This window comes from Nitrosomonas sp., assembly GCF_040256045.1.
Taxonomy (GTDB): domain Bacteria; phylum Pseudomonadota; class Gammaproteobacteria; order Burkholderiales; family Nitrosomonadaceae; genus Nitrosomonas.
Genome location: NZ_JBDZWD010000042.1, coordinates 1 through 22,094, shown reverse-complemented (window position 1 = coordinate 22,094; position 22,094 = coordinate 1). Strand labels below are relative to the sequence as shown.

Annotated in this window: 19 protein-coding genes and 2 pseudogenes; 7 read left to right on the top strand and 14 right to left on the bottom strand. The window is 49.4% G+C overall.

Annotation, left to right across the window (positions count from 1 at the left end; genetic code table 11):
- Positions 1–94 precede the first annotated feature (94 nt).
- Positions 95–841 (top strand): annotated as a pseudogene (ypfJ, locus tag ABUL11_RS08480) (KPN_02809 family neutral zinc metallopeptidase); the annotation flags it as partial.
- Between the two features lie 129 nt (positions 842–970).
- On the opposite strand, the gene ABUL11_RS08475 reads toward ypfJ, so the two are convergent.
- Positions 971–1,093, bottom strand: a complete 123-nt coding sequence (locus ABUL11_RS08475) for a transposase (protein ID WP_350283427.1) — start codon at positions 1,091–1,093, stop codon at positions 971–973.
- 248 nt (positions 1,094–1,341) lie between these two features.
- On the opposite strand from ABUL11_RS08475, the pseudogene ABUL11_RS08470 reads away from it, so the two are divergent.
- A pseudogene (locus ABUL11_RS08470) lies at positions 1,342–1,596 on the top strand (transposase); the annotation flags it as partial.
- 39 nt (positions 1,597–1,635) lie between these two features.
- Here the strand turns inward: ABUL11_RS08470 and guaA are convergent.
- The 5 genes from guaA to hda all read right to left on the bottom strand — a co-directional run bounded on the left by guaA (position 1,636) and on the right by hda (position 6,653).
- Positions 1,636–3,195, bottom strand: coding sequence for a glutamine-hydrolyzing GMP synthase (gene guaA, locus ABUL11_RS08465; RefSeq protein ID WP_350283426.1), 1,560 nt, complete (start codon positions 3,193–3,195; stop codon positions 1,636–1,638).
- Between the two features lie 11 nt (positions 3,196–3,206).
- Positions 3,207–4,670: an IMP dehydrogenase gene (gene guaB / locus ABUL11_RS08460; protein WP_350283425.1), complete on the bottom strand. Its 1,464-nt coding sequence runs from the start codon at positions 4,668–4,670 to the stop codon at positions 3,207–3,209.
- Between the two features lie 114 nt (positions 4,671–4,784).
- Positions 4,785–5,147, bottom strand: coding sequence for an exosortase system-associated protein, TIGR04073 family (locus ABUL11_RS08455; RefSeq protein ID WP_350283424.1), 363 nt, complete (start codon positions 5,145–5,147; stop codon positions 4,785–4,787).
- A 42-nt stretch (positions 5,148–5,189) separates the two neighbouring features.
- Positions 5,190–5,855, bottom strand: a complete 666-nt coding sequence (locus ABUL11_RS08450) for a histidinol-phosphatase (protein ID WP_350283423.1) — start codon at positions 5,853–5,855, stop codon at positions 5,190–5,192.
- Positions 5,856–5,990: 135 nt separating this feature from the next.
- A complete protein-coding gene (gene hda, locus ABUL11_RS08445; RefSeq protein WP_350283422.1) occupies positions 5,991–6,653 on the bottom strand; it encodes a DnaA regulatory inactivator Hda in 663 nt (220 codons plus the stop codon).
- A 216-nt stretch (positions 6,654–6,869) separates the two neighbouring features.
- On the opposite strand from hda, the gene ABUL11_RS08440 reads away from it, so the two are divergent.
- The gene (locus ABUL11_RS08440) at positions 6,870–7,613 is read left to right on the top strand and encodes a GNAT family N-acetyltransferase (RefSeq protein ID WP_350283421.1); all 744 of its coding nucleotides are present in this window, start codon (positions 6,870–6,872) and stop codon (positions 7,611–7,613) included.
- 26 nt (positions 7,614–7,639) lie between these two features.
- Here the strand turns inward: ABUL11_RS08440 and ABUL11_RS08435 are convergent, their stop codons facing one another.
- The 5 genes from ABUL11_RS08435 to ilvD form a co-directional block, all read right to left on the bottom strand.
- Complete coding sequence (locus ABUL11_RS08435) at positions 7,640–8,920, bottom strand: MFS transporter (RefSeq protein ID WP_350283420.1); 1,281 nt, start codon at positions 8,918–8,920, stop codon at positions 7,640–7,642.
- 155 nt (positions 8,921–9,075) lie between these two features.
- Positions 9,076–10,047 carry a 2-hydroxyacid dehydrogenase gene (locus ABUL11_RS08430; RefSeq protein ID WP_350283419.1) on the bottom strand — a complete coding sequence of 324 codons (972 nt, stop codon included), beginning with the start codon at positions 10,045–10,047 and terminating at the stop codon, positions 9,076–9,078.
- Positions 10,048–10,245: 198 nt separating this feature from the next.
- Positions 10,246–10,557 (bottom strand): c-type cytochrome, encoded by a 312-nt coding sequence (locus tag ABUL11_RS08425; RefSeq protein ID WP_350283418.1) that lies wholly within the window; start codon positions 10,555–10,557, stop codon positions 10,246–10,248.
- 22 nt (positions 10,558–10,579) lie between these two features.
- The gene (locus tag ABUL11_RS08420) at positions 10,580–12,649 is read right to left on the bottom strand and encodes a thioredoxin domain-containing protein (protein WP_350283417.1); all 2,070 of its coding nucleotides are present in this window, start codon (positions 12,647–12,649) and stop codon (positions 10,580–10,582) included.
- Positions 12,650–12,670: 21 nt separating this feature from the next.
- On the bottom strand, positions 12,671–14,344 hold the full coding sequence (gene ilvD, locus ABUL11_RS08415; RefSeq protein WP_350283416.1) for a dihydroxy-acid dehydratase: 1,674 nt from the start codon (positions 14,342–14,344) through the stop codon (positions 12,671–12,673).
- A 126-nt stretch (positions 14,345–14,470) separates the two neighbouring features.
- Between ilvD and lgt the strand changes: the two genes are divergently transcribed.
- The 4 genes from lgt to dapE are packed head-to-tail and all read left to right on the top strand — an operon-like array spanning position 14,471 to position 18,444.
- Complete coding sequence (gene lgt / locus ABUL11_RS08410) at positions 14,471–15,307, top strand: prolipoprotein diacylglyceryl transferase (RefSeq protein WP_350283415.1); 837 nt, start codon at positions 14,471–14,473, stop codon at positions 15,305–15,307.
- A 25-nt stretch (positions 15,308–15,332) separates the two neighbouring features.
- Complete coding sequence (locus tag ABUL11_RS08405; RefSeq protein WP_502890039.1) at positions 15,333–16,487, top strand: MlaE family ABC transporter permease; 1,155 nt, start codon at positions 15,333–15,335, stop codon at positions 16,485–16,487.
- Positions 16,487–17,266, top strand: coding sequence for an ABC transporter ATP-binding protein (locus ABUL11_RS08400; RefSeq protein WP_350283413.1), 780 nt, complete (start codon positions 16,487–16,489; stop codon positions 17,264–17,266). Before ABUL11_RS08405 ends, ABUL11_RS08400 begins: the two co-directional genes overlap by 1 nt.
- Positions 17,267–17,313: 47 nt before the next feature.
- Positions 17,314–18,444, top strand: coding sequence for a succinyl-diaminopimelate desuccinylase (gene dapE, locus ABUL11_RS08395; RefSeq protein WP_350283412.1), 1,131 nt, complete (start codon positions 17,314–17,316; stop codon positions 18,442–18,444).
- A gap of 153 nt (positions 18,445–18,597) precedes the next feature.
- Here the strand turns inward: dapE and ABUL11_RS08390 are convergent, their stop codons facing one another.
- From ABUL11_RS08390 to ABUL11_RS08380, 3 genes are all read right to left on the bottom strand, one after another.
- Complete coding sequence (locus ABUL11_RS08390; RefSeq protein ID WP_350283411.1) at positions 18,598–19,041, bottom strand: hypothetical protein; 444 nt, start codon at positions 19,039–19,041, stop codon at positions 18,598–18,600.
- Between the two features lie 269 nt (positions 19,042–19,310).
- Positions 19,311–20,351, bottom strand: coding sequence for an STAS-like domain-containing protein (locus ABUL11_RS08385; RefSeq protein WP_350283410.1), 1,041 nt, complete (start codon positions 20,349–20,351; stop codon positions 19,311–19,313).
- Positions 20,352–20,724: 373 nt separating this feature from the next.
- Positions 20,725–22,017, bottom strand: a complete 1,293-nt coding sequence (locus ABUL11_RS08380) for a TonB-dependent siderophore receptor (RefSeq protein WP_350283409.1) — start codon at positions 22,015–22,017, stop codon at positions 20,725–20,727.
- Positions 22,018–22,094: the final 77 nt, after the last annotated feature.

Below are 22,094 nucleotides of genomic sequence, written 5' to 3'. Positions count from 1 at the left end.
AACTCGTATCGTGACGGTGTGAGAGCTTTAACAATACGAGTTTTCTTTTCTAGTGTAAGAACTTAGAGCGAAATGTCAACAGACCCTAGCACTTGCAGCAATTTTTTTTGATATTGATCCCCAGATTGTCATGCAAGGAACTGAAATTTTAAGCGGGGGTAGTAAATCTTTCCAAACCCAGCCTATCTTACCAGGTCAGGAAGAAGCAAAAGAATTTACTTCTGTCATTCTTGCAGATACGGAGGATACCTGGAAAGCGTTATTTTCTGATCAGCTTAGTAAGAATTATACAGAACCTACTTTAGTTTTATTTAGTGAGGCGGTACAGTCATCCTGTGGTTTCGCACAAGCTGCAATGGGGCCTTTTTACTGCCCTTATGATCAAAAAGTTTATATCGACCTCAGCTTTTTTGAAGATATGAAAAAATTGGGCGCATCCGGGGATTTTGCTCAAGCTTATGTAATTGCCCATGAGATTGGTCATCATATACAAACTTTATTGGGTATTTCTGCGAAAGTTATTGCACAGGGGAAATATTTAAATAAGCACCAACGAAATGCTGTATCAGTTCGCCAAGAGTTACAAGCGGATTGTTTCGCGGGTATTTGGGCAAATAATGCTCACCGTGCGCGCAACATTCTTGAAAGTGGAGATATAGAAGAGGGTTTAAATGCTGCATCGGCTATCGGCGATGATCGTCTTCAAAAACAATCACAAGGTTATATCGTTCCCGAGTCTTTTACCCATGGAAGCTCAAAACAGAGAGTTCATTGGTTTAAAAAGGGTCTGACATCGGGAAGAATTAGTGATTGTGACACCTTCTCGACGAATGAATTGTAATCTCACGGGCATGGATGATATGCGGTCGCGCTTGCACAAGCTGCTCTGTCAGAGTGTGCCGAGCAGACGGCGTCAGGACTTTCGATTCAGCACATTCCGGATGGCATTGCTCTCCAACGCTAGATTTGCCTATATGCGCTTGAGTTTAGCGTTTTCAGATTGCAGCTCACGCAAGCGATGCAATTCCGATATTTGTATACCAGCATATTTGTTTTTCCAGTTGTAGTACGTGGCATAAAAGAAAGCGGGCAGTAAGCCTGTCGTGAAATCCGACTGCTCTTCTTTGGGTGGATTAGATCAATTCCCGACCAACGGCAGGAGCATTAGCTTATTTCCTTTCTTATGTCGGCTGCAACTGCGAATAGTCAGACGCGGCTGGCAGTTTAGCCAGAGTGTAACGCAGCTCGTCCTTTCGATCACCCGCAGATGTAGCTGACCTGACCGGGCTTTTTCGATCCACGGTAACTTGAGACAATGCCTTCTTGGAAAACGAGAGGCAAATGAAGAAGACGCGATACAGCGATGAGCAGATCGTCCGGATCCTGCGAGAGACGGACAGGGACATGGTGGCCGAGGTTGTCAAGCGGCACGGCGTGAGCGAAGCGACGATCTACCTCTGGCGCAAGAAGTACGGCAGCAGGGAAACTGACGAGGTCAAGCGCCTGCAGGGTCTGGAAGCTGAGAACGCACGGTTGCGCAAGCTGTTGGTGGAGCGTGACCTTGAGATTGAGGTTATGAAGAAGATCAACGCAAAAAATAGTAGGCGCATAGGCCCGGTTGATCCAGACACGGGATTATTCCCACTCAATCGTTGCCGGGGGTTTGCCTGATATATCGTAGACCACCCGGTTGATACCGCGGATTTCGTTGATAATGCGATTTGAGATTCTGGAGAGCAGGGTATAGGGCAGTTCTGCCCAGTGCGCGGTCATGAAATCTTCGGTTTGAACGGCACGCAAGGCGACTACATATTCATAACTGCGGTTGTCTCCCATGACACCCACTGATTTTATCGGCAGGAAAACGGCAAACGCCTGAGAGGTTTTTTCATACCATCCGGCATTTCTCAGTTCTTCGATGAAGATGGCATCAGCCTGGCGCAACAACTCAGTGTATTCGTATTTGACTTCTCCCAGAATACGGACACCCAGTCCCGGGCCGGGGAACGGATGGCGGAATACCAGATCATGCGGCAGTCCTAATGCCAAGCCAAGTTCACGTACTTCATCCTTGAATAGTTCACGCAGCGGCTCCAGTAGTTTGAGGCGGAGTGTCTCGGGCAAACCACCCACGTTATGGTGGGATTTGATAACGCCTGCTTTTTTGGTGTGGCTGCCAGCGGATTCAATAACATCAGGATAGATGGTTCCCTGTGCCAGCCACTTTGCATTTTCGATCTTTTCTGCTTCCTGCTGGAAGATTTCCACGAATTCACGGCCGATGGTACGGCGTTTTTGTTCAGGGTCGGTGATTCCTTTCAGTTGCTCCAGAAATTGCCTGCCGGCATCGACATAAATGACATTGACCGCAAGATTCCGGCTGAAGGTTTCCATGATCTGCTTGGCTTCGTTCAGGCGAAGCAGGCCGTTGTCCACGAATACACATACCAGTTGATCGCCAATGGCACGATGAATGAGTGCAGCGGCTACGGATGAATCCACCCCTCCAGATAATCCCAGAACGACTTTGTCATTACCGACACGGGCACGAATCCGGCCAATGGCTTCTTCTACGTAATCAGGCATGTTCCAGTCATTACCTGCACCGCAGATATCGTGCACGAAATGATCGAGAATTGCCTTGCCCTGCCGTGTGTGGGTGACCTCGGGATGGAACTGAACTCCGTAAAAGTTGCGTATTTCGTCCGCCATGGCAGCCAAGGGAGTGGCTGCATTGGATGCAATGGCAGTGAAACCCGGCGGCAGTTTGTTGACCTGGTCGCCATGGCTCATCCACACGTCGAGAGCCGGCTTGCCGTCGGAATTAATACGATCCTGTATGCCCTTGAACAGCTTGCACGGTGTGGTTAGCAGTTCTGCGTAACCGAATTCGCGTGTCTGTGCATTCTCCACTTCTCCGCCGAGCTGGGCTGCCATGGCCTGCATTCCATAACAGATACCGAGGACAGGAACTTCCATCTCGAACACGATTGGTGGTACACGCGGCGCATCATCGGTGAAAGTCGAGGCTGGCCCGCCGGAAAGAATGATACCGATGGGCGCAAATTCCCGAATGAATTGCGGGCTGACATCAAAGGGATGGAGTTCACAGTAAACATTAGTCTCGCGGATGCGCCGGGCAATCAGGCGGGTGTACTGCGAGCCAAAATCCAGAATAAGGATGGCGGAATGCATGTCAGAAAAACTTATTCGATGTGATAGTTTGGTGCTTCTTTAGTGATCTGGACATCATGCACATGAGATTCACGGATGCCAGCAGAGGTGATTTCGATGAATTCAGCTTTGCTATGCATGTCGCTGATGGTGTGGCATCCCAGATAACCCATGCTGGACCGGACACCTCCGATCAATTGATGAATGACGTTGGCGAGGTAGCCTTTGTAAGGAACGCGTCCTTCTACGCCTTCCGGTACCAGCTTGTCTGCCTCGTGGCGTTCGGTTTCCTGGAAATAGCGGTCACTCGATCCCTGTTGCATGGCAGATAAAGAACCCATGCCGCGATAGCTTTTATAGGATCGTCCCTTGAGCAGCTCGATTTCACCGGGAGATTCTTCGGTTCCGGCCAGCAATCCCCCCAGCATGACTGAGCTTGCGCCTGCAGCAAGCGCTTTGGCGATATCACCGGAATAGCGGATACCCCCATCGGCAATGAGAGGTACACCCGTGTCCAGCAATGCAGTGGCAACATTATCAATCGCTGAAATTTGCGGCACACCCACACCCGCGACGACACGAGTGGTACAGATCGAGCCGGGGCCGATCCCGACTTTTACGGCATCTGCGCCGTGATCCACCAGTGCCTTTGCAGCAGCAGCAGTAGCCACATTACCGGCAATTACCTGAATTTCAGGGAAATTTTTCTTGACCCAGCGCACGCGATCCAATACACCTTGTGAATGCCCATGTGCCGTATCCACGACAATTACGTCTGCACCAGCTTCCACCAGGGCGGCAGCGCGTTCATCACTACCTTCTCCTACTCCGATGGCGGCACCTACATACAAGCGTTCCTGGCCATCCTTGCTGGCATAGGGATGTTCAGTGGTGCGTGTGATGTCCTTGACAGTGATCATTCCGCGCAGCTCGAAATTTTCACTGACGATCAGGGCCTTTTCGAGCCTGTGCTTGTGCAGTAAGGCCAATGCATCTTCTTTTGAAACGCCTTCCCGGACAGTAACCAGGTGTTTCTTCGGCGTCATGATATTTTTGACCGGCTGGTCGAGATGGGTTTCAAAGCGCAGATCACGGTTGGTAACGATGCCGACGACCTTTTTGCTTTTTACCACAGGCAGACCAGATATGTTGTGCTGTCTGATCAGCTCCAGAACCTTACGAACGGTCATGTCTGGAGAGACGACGATCGGATCGGTAACGACACCGCTTTCAAAGCGTTTTACCTGGGCAATTTGTGCAGCCTGGGCTTTGATAGACATGTTCTTGTGAATGATACCAATCCCGCCTTCCTGTGCCATCGCAATGGCAAGCCGAGCTTCAGTAACGGTATCCATTGCCGCGGAAACAATCGGTATTTTTATGCGGAGCGTGCGGGTTAGTTGTGTAGCCAGGTCGACGTTTTTGGGTAAAACCTCGGAATAAGCTGGAACCAGGAGAATATCGTCGAAGGTGAGTGCTTTTTGTATTAATCTCATGCGATCATCTCTTGCAAAACCCTATTATACCGGAACCTTTTTGCACTTTTTAACCTGGCTTGACACGTTTTTGATGGAGCGCGTGAATAAAGATGGTTGCCAGATTTTGGGCTGTTAACGCATACGCCATGTGGTATAGGTTGTTTCCCGATCAAAATCATCCCAGATATAGGTTGGTTTGATGATAGGCGTGGTGGGCACTACAAAGGTGATGATATCAACTGCACCACTCAGTGTTCGGCCGACCGTATGGACGATTCCAACGAAGAAACCTGCTGTCACACCATAGATGGTTCCTTTTTTATGGCTGGTAATCATCATGTTCTTAGGGATTTCGCCAATACCGGTAATGACATTGGCTACACCGGTAGCCAGTTTCTCTCCTGCTTTCTCAGGGTAGGTATCGGCCTGAGCATTGAAAGAAAGTGAAAGACACAGAATTACAGGAGCCAGAAGTGAGATGGAAGCACGTTTCATTTTGTTTTTCCTCATTAAAATGTAAATTGTTTGTTGAAGGTATCACTGACGCAGGCTGATAACGGACCACTCATTTTTTTTCGCATATTCATGGAGTGTAGCATCGGGATCTACCGCAACGGGATGAGTCACTTTTTTAAGCAGTGGCAGATCATTGAGCGAATCACTATAAAACCAGCTCTGCAGGAAAGAAAGCCAGGTGAGATTATGTGCATCCAGCCATTGTTCCAATCGGGTTATTTTGCCTTCCTGGAAGGAGGGTACGCCGATTACGCGGCCGGTAAATTCACCATTTTCCTGTTCCGGTTCCGTGGCAATCAGATGATCGATACCCAGCATGCGGGCGATGGGTGCGGTTACAAAGCTGTTGGTGGCAGTAATGATAATGCATAAGTCCTTTTCGGCCTGATGCCTTGCAATCAGCTCGCGTGCACCGGGTGCAACCAATGGCGTGATTTTCTGTTTAATGAAATTGCTGCGCCACTCGTTTAACTGTTCGCGAGGATGACGGGACAAAGGTTTGAGCTGAAAATCCAGAAATTCGTGGATATCAAGTGTGCCCGCTTTATATTGTTCATAAAATTCGATGTTGCGGGCCTCGTAGACTTCCCGATCCAGGACTTTTTGTTCAATGAGAAATTGGGCCCATTGAAAATCGCTGTCGCCAGCCAGAAGCGTGTTATCCAGGTCAAATAATGCCAGTTTCATGATGCCGAACTTCGGTATTAAAAATATGGATGCAGTAAAGCCGGGGTAAATTCGGACAGAAGGTACGTTCCAGAGTTGTTTCGTGCATCTGTAATCTGCCGAAGCTGGTAATCATCAGCTGCGATCGGTGCATGATTATAACAGTTCGCGCAACAAGGGAAGGGTAACAGGGCGCTGTCTGGTCAGTGAAAGGTGGTCTAGGGCCTGAACATACCTGATCAGAGAAGATAAATCCCGCTGCTCATGTTTCAGTAAATAGTGGCAAATTTCCATAGGCAGCTCAAACCCGCAACGGATTGCATAGTCTTGCATTACCTCGATTTTTTTTTCATCCGTTAATTCGTGCACCTGGTATACCAGCCCCCAGCCCAGGCGAGTGGTCAGATCCTGGCGTAAATTTAGTTGTGCAGGCGGCCTGGTGCCACTAGCCAGAAATATGCCCTCTCCGCTGTCACGCAAGTGATTATAAAGATTAAATAACCTGATCTGAGCCACACCATCCAACTGTTCGATATTATCTGCCAATATACAGCTTATACCGGAATTGAAATTTAATTCATCCTGACTGCAGTCGATGTAGCGCGAGTTGCACTGCTGTTCTGAAAAGGCATCCGCCACTGCTTGTAATAAATGGCTTTTACCACTGCCCGTTTCCCCCCAAAGGTAATAAAAACGATCTTGTCGGCTACCAGCAACCAGATTTTTCAGTGTATAAAGTAACTCTTCATTCTTTTCGGGAATAAAGTTATCCAGGGATGGTGAACCGATTTCAGTAATATCGAGCAGCAGTTGTCTCATTGGCTATTTATAAGTACCTTACCGTATATGAGTCATGATGTGTAAAACAGTCTGATTTTGGAATTTTTGGTGTTGAAATGTTATGTGATACCGCATGTACGGTTGCAAGCATAGAATGCGTTAGTGTAATACAAAGAATTTTGCTCATGAAAATGGCTTCTGCAGCCGAATAGATTAAATATCCAAGATATTTAATAGCAATCGTACTTAAATAATATGATGAAAATATATAAATACATCAGTCAGTCAGTAATCACTGTTGGCTGGTTGAATACTTGGGTTCTAGTTTTGAATAGATTGCTAGTCAGAATATCTCATGGAAAAATAAGAATTTATAAATATCAACTGGTTGCGCAACCAGTCAGCAATAAATCTTATTTGGCTCCATCCAGAGGGAAAAAAATAGTAATTAGGCAAATAGATGGCCAGGATCCGGTTGTTCAGTTATTTCCGCGACCGATTTCTGTAATCCGGGATCGTTTCACAAACGGAGCTATATGTCTGGTGGCTTTTAAGGATGATGAATTTGCAGGGTTTATCTGGCTTATGCTTGGTCCTTATCAGGAAGATGAAGTACGCGCACGTTATATTCCGCTACCAGCCAAGCGCGCAGCGTGGGATTTTGATGTTTATGTAAGTCCTCATTATAGGCTCGGGTTTACTTTTCTTCGTCTGTGGGATGAAGCTAACCGGTTGTTAAGTAAGAACGGGTTTGAATGGTCCTGCAGCAGGATATCGTCGTTCAATCCTAAATCATCAACGGCACATGCCGGCTTGGGTGCGGTAATACTCGGTCAGGCGGTTTTCATCGTATTGGCGGATTGGCAAGTGACATTGGCTTCAATCAGTCCTTATATTGACATATCTTTGAAGCCTGGTTCATTTCCTAAATTCTTTCTTGAGACATCTCTGTTAAACAACTCTTTTTCGATTAAAGAGGATAAAACAATATCGGGCTGAGCAACGAGATCAGATCTGTCTTTAATTTACGCTTTATGTGTCTGATCCGGGGCTAGCCGCTGAGCTATGTTCAACCCCACCAGGCTGAATACCCCCGCCATTGTCAGATATAAGCCGACAAGTGATGTACCACCTGCGTCATTGAGTGCTTGTGCAGCAAGCGGGGCGAGTGCGCCACCCAGAATACCTCCTAAGTTGAAGGCAACGGATACGCCGGTGTAACGTATTCGTGGTGGAAAAAGCGATGGCAGCCATACACCAAGAGGGCCGTATACAAAACCCATGATGAACAGTGCGAGCGAGAGCATTCCCCAAACCAGCCATAGCGAACCTGATCCAAGAATCGGCCCGAATATCAATCCCAAACCAATCGTTGCCGCGCAACCCCAGGTCAGTACCTGATTGGCACTGGCCTTATCAGCGCGTATTCCCGCAATGATGATCCCAGCAGCGAGAAATGCTATGGCAGCGAGTTGAGTGATGAGAAATTGTTCGCGATCGTATCCCAGTATGGTGGTGCCATGAGCGAGTGCAAAAGCGGTCGAAAGATAAAAAATGGCAAAACAGGCAACTACGGCAAACGTTCCCGCAAAAGTGATGGCGGCATGCTTGCGGATTAGTTCGCCGATGGGAACCGGTATGGGTGGATCCTGTGCCAGTGCTCGGGTAAATTCGGGTGTTTCATTGATTTTTAATCGTACCCATAAACCAAGTCCAACCAGAATTGCGCTGGCGAGAAACGGGATCCGCCATCCCCACGCCACAAAATCAGCGTCACTTAATATTGTACCAATCAGCAGGAATAATCCGTTGGCTGCAATGAATCCGATTGGGGCACCTAACTGAGGAACCATGCCAAAGCGCGCCCGCCATCCCGGGGGGGCATATTCAACAGCCAGTAAAGCTGCGCCTCCCCACTCACCTCCAAGTCCCAAGCCCTGACCAAAACGCAGGGTACATAATAACAATGGAGCTATCCAGCCGGCCATTGCATAGGTTGGCAAAAATGCAATTAACAGGGTCGATATACCCATCAGCAATAGCGAGGCGACCAAAGTTGATTTTCTTCCAATTCGATCTCCAAAGTGACCAAACAGAATTGCGCCAAATGGTCGTGCGAGAAAGGCGAGCCCAAAGCTCAGGAATGACAGCATTAATTGTGCAGATGGAGATTCTGCAGGAAAGAACAAAGGTCCGAATACCAGTGCTGCTGCGGTGGCATAGATATAAAAATCATAGAATTCGATGGTAGTTCCAACCAGGCTTGCTACAAGGACGCGGCGGTGCTGGTGAAAAGGGTTGACCATAATCAGTTTTCCTTAGGGCCTTCGAATGACCAGGCTGATCCTGGACTTACGGAACGCGAAAATAATGAGGATCGGGTGGCTTGTCAAATAAATGCAGAGTCGGCTTAAAATAGAAGGCAGTGTTGGATTGGTTATTTACCTGGAAAAAGAGATGGTTATCGGGTCAATGCATCGTTGATCTGATTGAAAGGCTTGTTGTGCAGGAAATTGCGTATGTTACCTGCCAGCAGATTGAGCATACGTTGTCGGGATTCCACACTAGCCCAGGCAGAGTGTGGGGTGATGATGAGATTTGGATGAGGATAGTCCAGCAGCGGGTTGCCATTGACTGGCGGTTCTTCTTTAAGGACATCGATGGCTGCACCAGCAATTTGGCCGGAGTGAAGGCTTTGCAGCAGATCGGTTTCATCGATCAGGCCACTGCGGGCGGTATTGATCAGGTATGCCGAAGGTTTCATCAGGTTTAGTTCCCGGCTGCTAATCAGATGGCGGGTATTTTCCGACAGAGGGCAGTGCAGGGTAATGAAATCTGCCTGGCGGATGACCTCATCGAATGCCGTTCGTCCAGGCCGGATGGCTGACGCGGATTTGTGTTCGGCGATCAGCAATTTCATCCCAAATGCTTTGGCAATGTTTGCCACTGCACTGCCCAGTTCACCGTATCCAATAATGCCGAGTGTTTTACCCGCCAGTTCCATGACTCCGAAATCAAGTGGGCAAAAATAGGGACTGGCCTGCCAGCCACCTCGTTTTATCAGTTGCTGATACTCCACGAAGCGGCAGGCAAAGTTCAGCATGAACATGAAAACATGCTGAGCGACCGAGCCGGCGGCATAGTTGCGTACATTGCATACTGGAATGTTGCGCTCGGCAGCCGCGATCAGATCGACGTTGTTATAACCGGTTGCTGCCACACATATCAGTTTCAGCTTGTTTGCGGCGTCTAGGGCTGAACGATTCAGCAGCGTTTTATTGCTGACAACGATTTCCGCTTCCCTGATTCGCTCTGCTACCTGTTCAGGGAGTGTATTGTCATGATAAACCCAGGGGGATACGACTTGCTCCAGTACCGTTCTATCGATATCACCGCGTGTAACGGAGCCGAAATCGAGAAAAACAGTAAGCATGGCATTTACAGGTGAAAATTGGAAATGATATTCCAAAAGAATGTAGTGAAAGCGTGAGGTATTGTCAAACGGATGGGCCAGTCGACTTGGAATTTGTTCTGCCAGGCATCTGCAAATAGAGTGCTGCAGAGATATTACGGAAATAAAAAAGCCGATACAGTTTCCGGTATCGGCCCGTATTCAAATGTAACTATTAGGTCATTTGAGCGTCAGGATCCATTCTGCCAGCGCTTTGGCATCTACATCACTTACATTGACGTTTGGTGGCATTGGAATCTGTCCCCATGCGCCGCTGCTGCCGCTTTTGATTTTACCTGCCAGATAGGTGACTGCATCATCCTTATCAGCATATTTTGCTGCAACATCTTTAAGTGCAGGGCCAACGACTTTTGTTTCGACCTGATGGCAGGCAATACAGTTGTTCTTTTTGGCCAAATCAGCATCTGCCTGAGCGTAACCGGCTGCTAATAATGCTGAAGCAGCAAACGCACCTAACCAACCTGTTTTCATCATACTCTCCTTTTATGAATGATTAAGGGAGCGCCATTCTACCGTGAAGCTTACACATTTGCAGTAGTTCATTCAGCGAATAGATCTCCGGGAGACAACGCCTGCCCTCACATACCCGAACACTGACTTTTCCATCCGGAACAGAGCGCATTTTAAGGCCGTCGGGTAAGCCGAGAAGTTCCGGAGGCAACGCGATCACTATTTTGTCAAGCGAATGAGGAAGCAGCGCTTTCAACCAGGTTTGCAGTTCTGATCGGTTGCCCTGAAGAATCACTGTGGTCGTCGGTTCGAGGAATTCCTCCAGCGCGATCATCAGACTGCAGTGCGAACTGGCATGCAGTGAGAATTCGCTGGAAAAAATATTCAGCGTGCGTTCGGCCGCTTCAAGGTAACGTTGCTCGCTCAACAGATGGCCCAGTTGTTGCAAAGCAGTGGCAGCAATACCGTTTCCGGCCGGAATTGCACCATCGTGACCTGTTTTGGGTCGATGGATGAGTGTTTCGTGGTCATGGCTGGTGAAGAAGAATCCACCGGATGTTTTATCCTCAAATCGGGTGAGTAGCACATCGGCCAGGGTAATGGCAAAGTCGAAATCTGTCAGCCGGAAATCGGCCTGCAACAGTGTCAGCAGGCTATCCAGCAGGAATGCATGATCATCGAGATAAGCATTCAGATGTGCCTTGTCATCTTTGAAAGTTGCCAGCAGACGGCCATCCTGCCACAGTCTGCTGCGGATGAAATCCATTGCCCGCATGGCTGAATCAACCCACTCTTCGCGCTCGAAGATCTGTCCGGCACGTGCCATGCCTTTGATCATCAACGCATTCCAGCTCGTCAGGATTTTTTCGTCACGTCCCGGGCGAATACGCCGTTCGCGTTCGTTCAGCAATTTCCTGCGCGCACTGTCGATGAGCCGCTGTGCAGTTTCCGGGCTGATTTGATTGCGTGTCGCAACCATCTCGATCGATTCCGTGACTGCAAGATGCCAGTGGTGATTTTCGAAGTTGGGGGAGCGGTCGAGGCCATAATAAGCCGCTGTCACCCGATATTCTTCCGCTGTCAGGATTGTCGAAACCGCCTGGCGATCCCAGATGTAGAATTTTCCTTCTTCGTGTTCGGAGTCGGCATCGAGCGAGGAAAAATAGCCACCTTCCCCATCTATGCCGGATTGCATTTCCCGCATGACCCAGGCAGCTGTTTCCTCTACCACCTGTTTGAACAGAGGATTGCCGGTCACAAGCCAGGTTTCCGCATAGAGGGGCAGCATCAATGCGTTGTCGTACAGCATTTTCTCAAAATGTGGAATCTGCCAGGCATGATCGGTGCTGTAACGGCAGAATCCTCCCCCCAGTTGGTCATACAGTCCACCCTGTGCCATTTTTGCCAGCGTGTGGGTCACGACATGCAGTGCTCGCGTGTCATTGTCGGTGACATATCGCCGTAGGCAAAACTGTAACTCTGCCGGATGGAGAAATTTAGGTGCATCTCCGAAACCGCCGTCGGTTTCATCGAACAGTTGATTCAACTGTTCCTGCGCCTGATCGATTGGTTGCCGGGAAAGTGCAGAAGCACGGGTATCCGGTGCCGGGAGCGATTGAGCCAGCAATTTCAGCAATACTGAGTTCTGCTTCTCGATATCGGTTTTACGTGTGCGATAAAGCTCGGCTACTTTTGGCAGTAGTTCCAGAAACCCTGGCATACCGTAGCGCGCCTCTTTCGGAAAATAGGTGCCGCCGAAAAAAGGCTTTTGCTCGGGCGTCAGGAACATAGTCAGCGGCCATCCGCCTGAACGATGGTTCAATGTGTAATGCGCGCTCTGATAAATCTGGTCGATATCAGGGCGTTCTTCACGGTCAACCTTGATGTTGACGAAATGTTCGTTCATGGCCGTGGCGACCTGAGCATCCTCGAACGATTCATGCGCCATCACATGGCACCAGTGACAAGCGGAATAACCAATGGAGAGCAATATCGGCTTGTCCAGCATCCGTGCGATTTCCAATGCCTCTTCTCCCCACGGGTACCAGTCTACGGGATTTTCCGCGTGTTGCAGCAGATAGGGGCTGGTTTCTCTGACAAGATGATTAGGCATTGGATTTTTGCTGAAAATAGATTAATCGGTGACTGCACCACGGCTGGCAGTGGATACCAGTCTGGCGTATTTTGCCAGTACGCCGCGTGTGTAGCGCGGTGCCGGCGGATGCCAGGCGGCCCGGCGGCGTTCCAGCTCGGCTTCAGGAACATCCAGTTGCAGCAGGCGACGGTGTGCATCGATCGTAATCGAATCTCCCTCCTGCACCAGGGCGATTGTTCCGCCGGCGAATGCTTCCGGTGCCACATGGCCCACCACCATTCCGTAGGTACCACCCGAAAAACGTCCATCGGTAATCAACCCGACCGAATCACCCAGTCCTTCACCGATCAGGGCCGAGGTGGGAGAAAGCATTTCGCGCATGCCGGGTCCGCCCTGCGGGCCTTCGTAGCGGATGACTACTACGTCACCCGCCTGGATTTTGCGTTCAAGAATGGCTGCCATGCAGGTTTCTTCGGAATCGAACACTCTGGCGGGGCCGGTGATGCTGGGATTTTTGATGCCGGAAATCTTGGCGACCGCGCCTTCTGGTGAAAGATTGCCTTTCAGGATCGCCAGGTGACCCTGTTCATATACCGGCTTGTCCCAGGGGTGGATCACATCCTGATCGGCACGCGGCTGTTCGGGAATATCTTTCAACACCTCAGCGATAGTTTGTCCGCTGATGGTCAGACAGTCGCCGTGCAGCAGGCCGTGCATCAGCAACATTTTCATCACTTGCGGAATACCGCCCGCTTTGTGCAGATCAGTGGCTACATAGCGCCCGGAAGGTTTCAGGTCACACAGCACCGGTACGCGTGCACGAATGGCTTCGAAATCATCGATGCTGAATTCCACTTCGGCCGCATGGGCGATGGCCAGCAGGTGCAGCACGGCATTGGTCGAGCCTCCCACCGCCATGACGACGGATACCGCGTTCTCGATGGATTTGCGGGTGATCAGACTGCGCGGCAGAATCTGCTTTCTGATCGCTTCCACCAGCACTTCGGCGGAGCGTATGGCGCTGATCCGTTTTTCCTCATCTTCCGCAGCCATGGTGGAAGAGTAAGGCAGGCTCATTCCCATTGCTTCGATGGCGGATGACATCGTGTTGGCTGTATACATGCCACCACAGGAACCGGCGCCGGGGCAGGCATGGCGTTCGACTTCCAGCAGTTCATGATCGTCTATCTTGTGCGCAGTATGCTGTCCGACGGCTTCGAAAGCACTGACGACAGTCAGGTCACGGCCCTGATAATGGCCGGGTTTGATGGTACCACCATAGACGAAAATGGACGGTACGTTCAGTCTGGCCAGCGCGATCATGGCGCCAGGCATATTTTTATCACAACCGCCAATGGTGATGACACCATCCATGCTTTCCGCCTGTACACAGGTTTCGATCGAATCGGCGATTACTTCGCGTGAAACCAGAGAATACTTCATGCCTTCAGTACCCATGGAGATCCCGTCGGATACGGTAATGGTGCCAAACATCTGCGGCATGGCACCAGCGGTTTTCAGTGCATGTTCGGCGCATTTGGCAAGGGTATCCAGACCCAGGTTGCAGGGTGTGATGGTGGAAAAACCGTTGGCAACCCCGACGATAGGTTTATCGAAGTCTCCATCACCAAAACCGACCGCGCGTAACATGGCGCGGTTAGGGGTGCGTTTTGCACCCTGGGTGATGGCCTGGCTGCGTCGATTATCTGGCATATTGTTTCCTCATGGACAGGTGAATGAATTACGGACCCGACAAGGAGATGATCGCTAGTGATGTCTGCTGCGATCAGCGGGCATTGCCGTATAATGGATATTTTACCGTAAGTCAGGCTGCTGCCCATGCTCGTTCATCCACAATTCGACCCGGTTGCGATTGCAATAGGTCCGCTTGCTGTTCGCTGGTACGGGTTGATGTACCTGCTCGGATTTTTACTGTTCATTCTACTGGGACGCTACCGCATTCGGCAGCAGTCCAACGGCGTATTTACCCGGGAAATGCTGGATGATGCGCTATTCTACGGAGTGTTGGGGGTGATTCTGGGCGGGCGCCTGGGTCATGTCCTGTTTTATGAGCCCGCCTACTATCTGCAGCATCCGCTGGAGATAGCAGCTATCTGGCAAGGTGGAATGTCTTTCCATGGTGGGTTTCTCGGCGTTACCATTGCCATGGTGTGTCTGGCGCGCAAGTACCAGCTTTCATGGCTGGCCGTCACGGATTTCATCGCACCGCTGGTTCCGCTTGGATTGGGAGCGGGACGTATCGGTAATTTCATCAACGGTGAATTATGGGGGCGTCCTACCGACGTGCCGTGGGGGATGATTTTTCCGTATGCGGACAATCTGCCGCGTCATCCCTCACAACTTTACGAGTTTGCATTGGAAGGGCTGGCGTTTTTCGCGCTACTCTGGCTTTATTCCGCCAAACCAAGACCACTAGGTGCCGTTACCGGAATGTTTATGATCGGTTATGGTGTATTCCGTTCGTTCTGTGAATTTTTCCGTGAGCCGGATGACGGCTTTCTCGGTATCATGACGCTGGGTATCAGTATGGGTCAATGGCTATCCTTGCCGATGATTGCAGCCGGTATCGCGTTTTTGTTCTGGGCATACCGGTATGACAGAAAACCGGAGAAAGCAGCCGGGAAATTGCCGCGCGAACGTAAAAACCGGGATTAATCGGCGGAATCGATCGGATATGGTTATGCCCTCTGATTTACCGGCCGGGAACAATTCCCGGTATCGGCTCGTTACCACGGCAGCAGGTGATACTCTTCTACAGCTTACTGGCAGCTTTACGCTCACCTCACTTGATCGATCATTTACCACAGTAACAAAAGAACTGGCAAAACTGGCCAGCCAATCCGACTCCGATAGCCTGCACTGGGATCTGACTGATGTCAGCCAACTGGATTATGCGGGAGCAGTCATGTTGTGGCGGATATGGGGTGAACAACGGCCTGCACATCTGTTGTTGCGTTCCGAACAGGAGAGAATGTTTTTGCGGCTGGAAAAGTCGGTATCGTTACCCGAGCAGCCACGGCGCATATTATTTTTACCTATTTCTATGCTGGGAAAGCAGTTGCTCCGCTTTCTCGATCATCTGGGTGGCATGATCACCCTGTCCGGGCAGATCGTGCTGGATCTTTTTTTTCTGATGACCCATCCGGGTAGAATCCCGGTGCGGGAAATTTCTGCAAACCTGTATCGTACCGGTGCACAGGCCCTTGGCATTACCGCTATTGTGGGATTTCTGATCGGTATCGTCCTGAGCTATCTTACTTCAGAGCAGTTACATATGTTCGGGGCGGATATCTACATCGTCAATATTCTCGGCATGAGCATCATCCGGGAGCTGGGCCCGATGCTTGCCGCTATACTGGTTGCAGGCCGTTCCGGTTCCGCCATGACAGCACAATTGGGCGTCATGCGTGTTACCGAGGAACTGGATGCGCTGACAGTGATGGGCATTTCCCATAGCACGCGGCTGGTGCTGCCCAAAATCATCGGTCTGGGTATTGCCTTACCGCTGATCGTACTCTGGACCAGTGCAATTGCATTGTTGGGGGGGCTGGTGGCGGCAGAACTGCAGATCGGGTTGAGTATTCATTATGCGTTGACCGCCTTGCCGGATACCGTGCCGATTACCAATTTATGGCTCGGTCTGAGTAAAGGGATGGTTTGTGGTATGACGATTGCCCTGATCGCCTGTCATTTCGGGTTACGTATCAAACCCAATACCGAAAGCCTGGGAGAGGGCACTACCAATTCCGTGGTGACTTCGATAACTGCCGTCATCCTGATCGATGCCATCTTTGCCGTAGCGTTCTCTAATATTGGCATCAGGATAGCAAGCTGATGGCAACCCTTGATCCGATAATCGAAATCGCCGGACTGACTACCCGTTTTGGTAGCCATATCATCCATGAAAATATCGATCTGACGGTATACAAAGGAGAAATTCTGGCACTGGTGGGCGGTTCCGGCAGCGGCAAGACCACTCTGTTGCGCCAGATGCTCGGGTTGGTTACGCCTGCCCAGGGTAGTGTCAGAATATTGGGGGCAAGACGGTATGATTGTGGCCGTGAGGAACAGAGAAAACTGCGTACTCGTTCCGGTGTCCTGTTTCAGCAGGGCGCGTTGTTCAGCGCGCTGACAGTTTTCGAAAATGTGGCGTTGCCATTGCGGGAAATGCGTACGTTGTGTGAGGGCACGATCCGCGAACTGGTCATGCTGAAACTCGGTATGGTCGGTGTCGAGGCACAACATGCCCGGAAAATGCCGGCAGAGTTATCAGGCGGGATGGTCAAACGGGTCGCACTGGCGCGTGCTTTGGCGCTGGACCCGGAGCTGCTGTTTCTGGATGAACCCACTGCCGGACTCGATCCTGTACTGAGCGAAGGGTTTGTCGACCTGGTACGCTCATTGCGCGAGGAACTGGCGCTGACGATCATCATGGTTACGCATGATCTGGATACCCTGGTTGCGATTTCCGATCGTGTAGCTGTGCTGGCTGACCGGCATATCGTTGCACTAGGGCCGATACCGGAAATCATCACCATCGATCACCCGTTTATTCAAGCCTTTTTTGAAGGAACGCGCGGCCGTAATGCATTGCGCGCTCTGCAGCAACACTGATCATTATTGCCTGCTATTTCATTCGCATTTCAAACCAAGGAAACACAATGTCCAACAGTACTTTGACATTTGCCCAGATGTTGATTGCACGTCGTTCCCTGACCCCTGACGACGACGGCTGCCAGAAAATGATCATGCACCGGCTGGTGGGGCTTGGATTCAAAAGTGAAGCCATGAACTATGGTGAAGTGGAAAACCTATGGACGAGAAAAGGTTCCGGCGCACCGCTGGTATGTTTTGCCGGGCATACCGATGTCGTGCCCACCGGCCCGATTGCACAATGGGAGAGTGATCCTTTTACGCCAGTGATTCGAGATGGTTTCCTCTATGGACGTGGCGCAGCAGACATGAAAACCTCACTGGCTGCCTTCGTTACCGCGATCGAGGAATTTATCGAGCTGCATCCGGATCACAAGGGCTCGATTGCGCTGCTGATCACCTCGGATGAAGAAGGGCCGGCAGTGGAGGGTACTGTAAAAGTCGTGGAAGCACTGCAGGCGCGCGGGGAAATGATCGATTACTGCATCGTGGGTGAGCCCACCTGCACCAATCAGTTGGGCGACACCATCAAAAACGGCCGACGTGGCAGCCTGTCAGGCAATCTGACTATCAGAGGCATCCAGGGGCATATTGCGTATCCCCATCTGGCCAGGAATCCTATTCATACGGCTGCACCCGCCATTGCCGAGCTTGCGCAAACCGTGTGGGATGAGGGCAACGAGTATTTTCCTGCTACCACCTGGCACATTTCCAATATTCATGGCGGCACTGGCGCAACCAATGTCATTCCCGGCGAAATCAACCTGCTGTTCAATTTCCGTTTCTCCACTGCCAGCACGGTTGATTCGCTCAAGGTGCGCGTGCATGAAATCCTTGATCGGCGTGGACTGGATTACGAACTGATCTGGGAACTCTCCGGTAAACCTTATCTTACTCCGCGAGGAACACTGGCTGATGCAGTCAGTGCGGCCATTCGCGAGGTAACGGGTGTCGAGCCGGAACTTTCCACCACCGGTGGCACTTCTGATGGCCGTTTCATCGCTGATATATGTCAGCAGGTAGTGGAATTCGGGCCGCGCAACGCAACCATCCACAAAATCAATGAATCTGTGGAAGTGGCGGATATCGAACCCCTGGCCCGAATTTACCGCTTGACGCTGGAAAACCTGCTGCTTTGATGAGACAGAAGTAACCTCTGAAAAACGTTAGCGAGGCAGTCAGTTCGAAAAAGCAGAGTTTATACGTAATAAATGAGCATTTTGAGCCGACTTTTAACGCAGAAATGGCAACGCAGATAGTTTTGCAGAGGTTCCAGAAAATCCGGGCTAAGCTCAGGCTGTATTCGTATTTTTTCCTCGCAGCAGCTCAACCAGTTTTTCGCTCAATTGAAAGCGGGCTGTATCCTTCCCGGCTTCATCGGTCCTTTCGACCAATCTGTAAGAGGTTAGGGTATCCATTAACGGCAGCAGATCATTATGGTCTTCCAGGAAATAGGCAATACAGGGACCTTTGCGATGAAATCCCCAACGATTCCACCCCCAGCCTTTTTTCAGGACATAAAATTCCCGGTGAAATTTGAAATCAGGATTTTCCACATCCTGCTTCATTTCGTTGAGCAGACGTTCATGTGTCTGCCATAACTGATCGAATAAACCTGTAATATTTGCATCAGTCGTTTTCTGTACCTTGTTTTCACTTGGCTTCATGAAATAACTGACGAGATAAATCGTAAGCGCACCCGCCAGAAACCCTGCCACCAAACTCAAAATATCCATTTCTCCTCCATCAATGTAATTTTGATCAGTTATTTTCAGGTTGAGCAGTATAACAAGTAAAGCAGGTATGTCTGGAGCTGTTACAGGCTTTTACATGGTTGAGGAATCTCTGATTGAAGCCGGATGCAAAGTCGGTGTGGTCAATCCAGTCAATCAGTTCCAGAACACCGGATTACCGCATCAGCCTGCGGTCTTCTCGTAAGGATGACGGCGAGAAAGGATCGGGTAACTGTCAGATCGGATCTGAATTACTACAGATCAGTATTATTTCAACTTCCTGTTTCGAAGATCAGCGCACGCCGAATCATTTTCTCAACATCTTCGCATGCATTAACGAAATTAAGTTCTATTTCAGGATGATTTCTCTTAAAAACCCTGAATATCTCATCGGCAAATGATTGTCCGATAGATGAAATTTTCAAAAAATCAAGTATTACTATCTTGAATCTATCAAAGCCGGCAAGCAATCTCTTCGCTTGTGAACGAGAAACTAGATTATCGTCTCCGTATTTCATGAGCATTACCGGGATGACGGTTTTTGTAAAACCGTAATTTTCACCGGTTGTATATTCATCAAATACCTGTTTGGTAGTACGAGAGGTATGATTGCTCAGTTTCATTCTAACTTTAGTGCCAGCCTCGGATTTCCCCTCCTGGAAGATCCAATCCTCAGGCCTTTTAAATCGATGATAGTAGTGAACATCATCTGAGGAAATCTGAAAGTCATCAAACATTCTGGAACTGAAAAATATTCCTTCGCCAGAATGATTATCCGGATCAGTTGTGAATTTCCCTTTTGCCAATTCCAAAACGGCATGGCGCTTATCAGTAAGATTAAGTGCTGACTGGATTTTATTAAAAATCCCCACACCGTTATCAAATATAACTATTTCTGTTGATGAGGCTGTTTTGGTAAGGCTAACAGCAATAGATGTGCCACCAGAATGCTCAATAGCGTTATTGAACATTTCCGTGAAACTATAGTGCCAGATGTCTCTGACATTTTCCGGAAGTTTCTTAAAAAATAGTGAAATGTCCTTTAACCATACTGTACCTTCAGTAACCTTATGATCAATTGGGTAACGGTTATTCCACGTAACTAATGGCACTATCGTATAGGTTTTTTTTCTACCCTTTCTATGAGCACTAATCGCTCCTTCTTCAACAAGTCGCTGAAGATGTTTATGAACAGCCTGGCGAGTGCAATCAAAATTATTTGCTGTCAAACGAACAATATCTTCCGGAGCGTTTTCGAGATTATCCAGAATAAATTTTCGAATAACTTCACCTCTTTTTCTTACAACATTCATATGCTTAATTCGTCAACTGATTATTATCATATTGTTAACTTATGTTGGTTTTATTGTCAACTTTTAAAGCTTTAGAGATATTAAGAAAACCTCTGATCCAATCCTCCCGTACAAATTCGAGTAGCAAATCTGCCGCCATTTCCGGATGGGGAAATAAGGGAGTGTTTTAACTGATTGAAGGCTGGATTGCTTCACGACTGAAGCGGTCGCAAAGACGGGAAGGGAAAAGTTGATGGCTCCCACGTTCCGCGTGGTAGCCCGTGTTGTTGCCGCTCCGGCGGCTATGTCCCGCTGGAGCGAGGCGGGCTGTATTTCCATGCGGAGCGTGGAAACCATCAAGTCCGACGGAGTGTTTATAGTGATCGATGTCTTATTAGTAACTATACCGAACACTTGCCAGAAAATTGCGTGGCTCCCCATAATAGTTACCAGCATAGGGATTATCGTTTGTCACGGTTTGGTAATATTTCTTGTCGAAGATATTGTTGACGTTGAAGGCTGCGGACCAGTGCTTGTTTAAATGGTATTGGGCAAACAGATCGACCAGCACGCGGCCAGGTTCAGTAAATTCGTATGGAACCGAAGGGCCGTCATATTGGCCGCTAGTCCGGTTGTAGGCATTCGCTAATCCCTCCTGGTAGTACGAACTTTGTGCAGTGAGTCCACCGCCGAACTTCAGGCCTTCAAGTACACCTTGAAACGCATAGCTCGACCACAATTTGAATAAATGCTTGGGTGTAATCGTACTATAGCGGCCACTTTCCGCTTTATTTTCATTGTCGTTGAACGTGTAGCCGGCCAGAACCTGCCAACCCGGCAAGATCTCGCCGCTGACCTCGATATCCACCCCTCTGCTGGTAATGCGGCCGTCATTCAGATAACAACAGTTGCTACCCAAGTCCCCTGGAGTGGGCGGATAGGCTTGGTCGCGCACCGCCTGACCATTACGTTTGATAGAATAGAAAGCCAGCGCTGTATTCAGCTGATTATTGAATAGTCCTCCCTTGACACCAACCTCATAGCTACGCCCGGTGACAGGATCAAGTGGTTTGCCAGGCAGAGGTCCCTTGAGGCTGCTTGCCTGCGATTGATATGTTTCAGCAATGCTGCCATAGGCCGACCATTGTTTTGTAATATCAAAAACCAGGCCCAAATAAGGTGTAAAAACTTTGTTATCTTCGTATTTTGTTAAAGAGGTGGAAGTAACAGCACCCGTATTCCTATTATACGTATTCGTTAGATCTTCATAATTGTACCAACTGATTCTTCCGCCCACGATCAGTTTCAAAGGATCAGTGATTTGGGCTACGAATGACCCATAAACACCCTTTTCTACGGTTTTTGTCTTAGCGCGTAAAGTACGAAGGTAGGGTTCATTTGAAATATGGTCGAGTGGGTTGAACTCAAAAATGTTGGGAGATAAGGTAGCGTTAGAATTTCGGATTCTCGTCTCCCAAGGAAAAACACGTCTGTTGATATTCGTACCCAAAATCACCTTGTGTTCGTGACCAAGCAGATGGAATGACCCCTTCAGCACGGCATCGAGCGTTTTCTGTGTTTCGTCGATATCGAACTCCCTGTCTCTGAAGGAGCTTGATCCGGTGAGGGTCACCGGATCAATCGGCTCGTACCACGACATATCCCGGCGGTAATTGTTGCTTTCCACACGTGACGCTTCGATACCTAGATGTTTAGTCCCACGATATGATGGAATGGGTCAAGGTTAAATCGTTCTGGTTCATT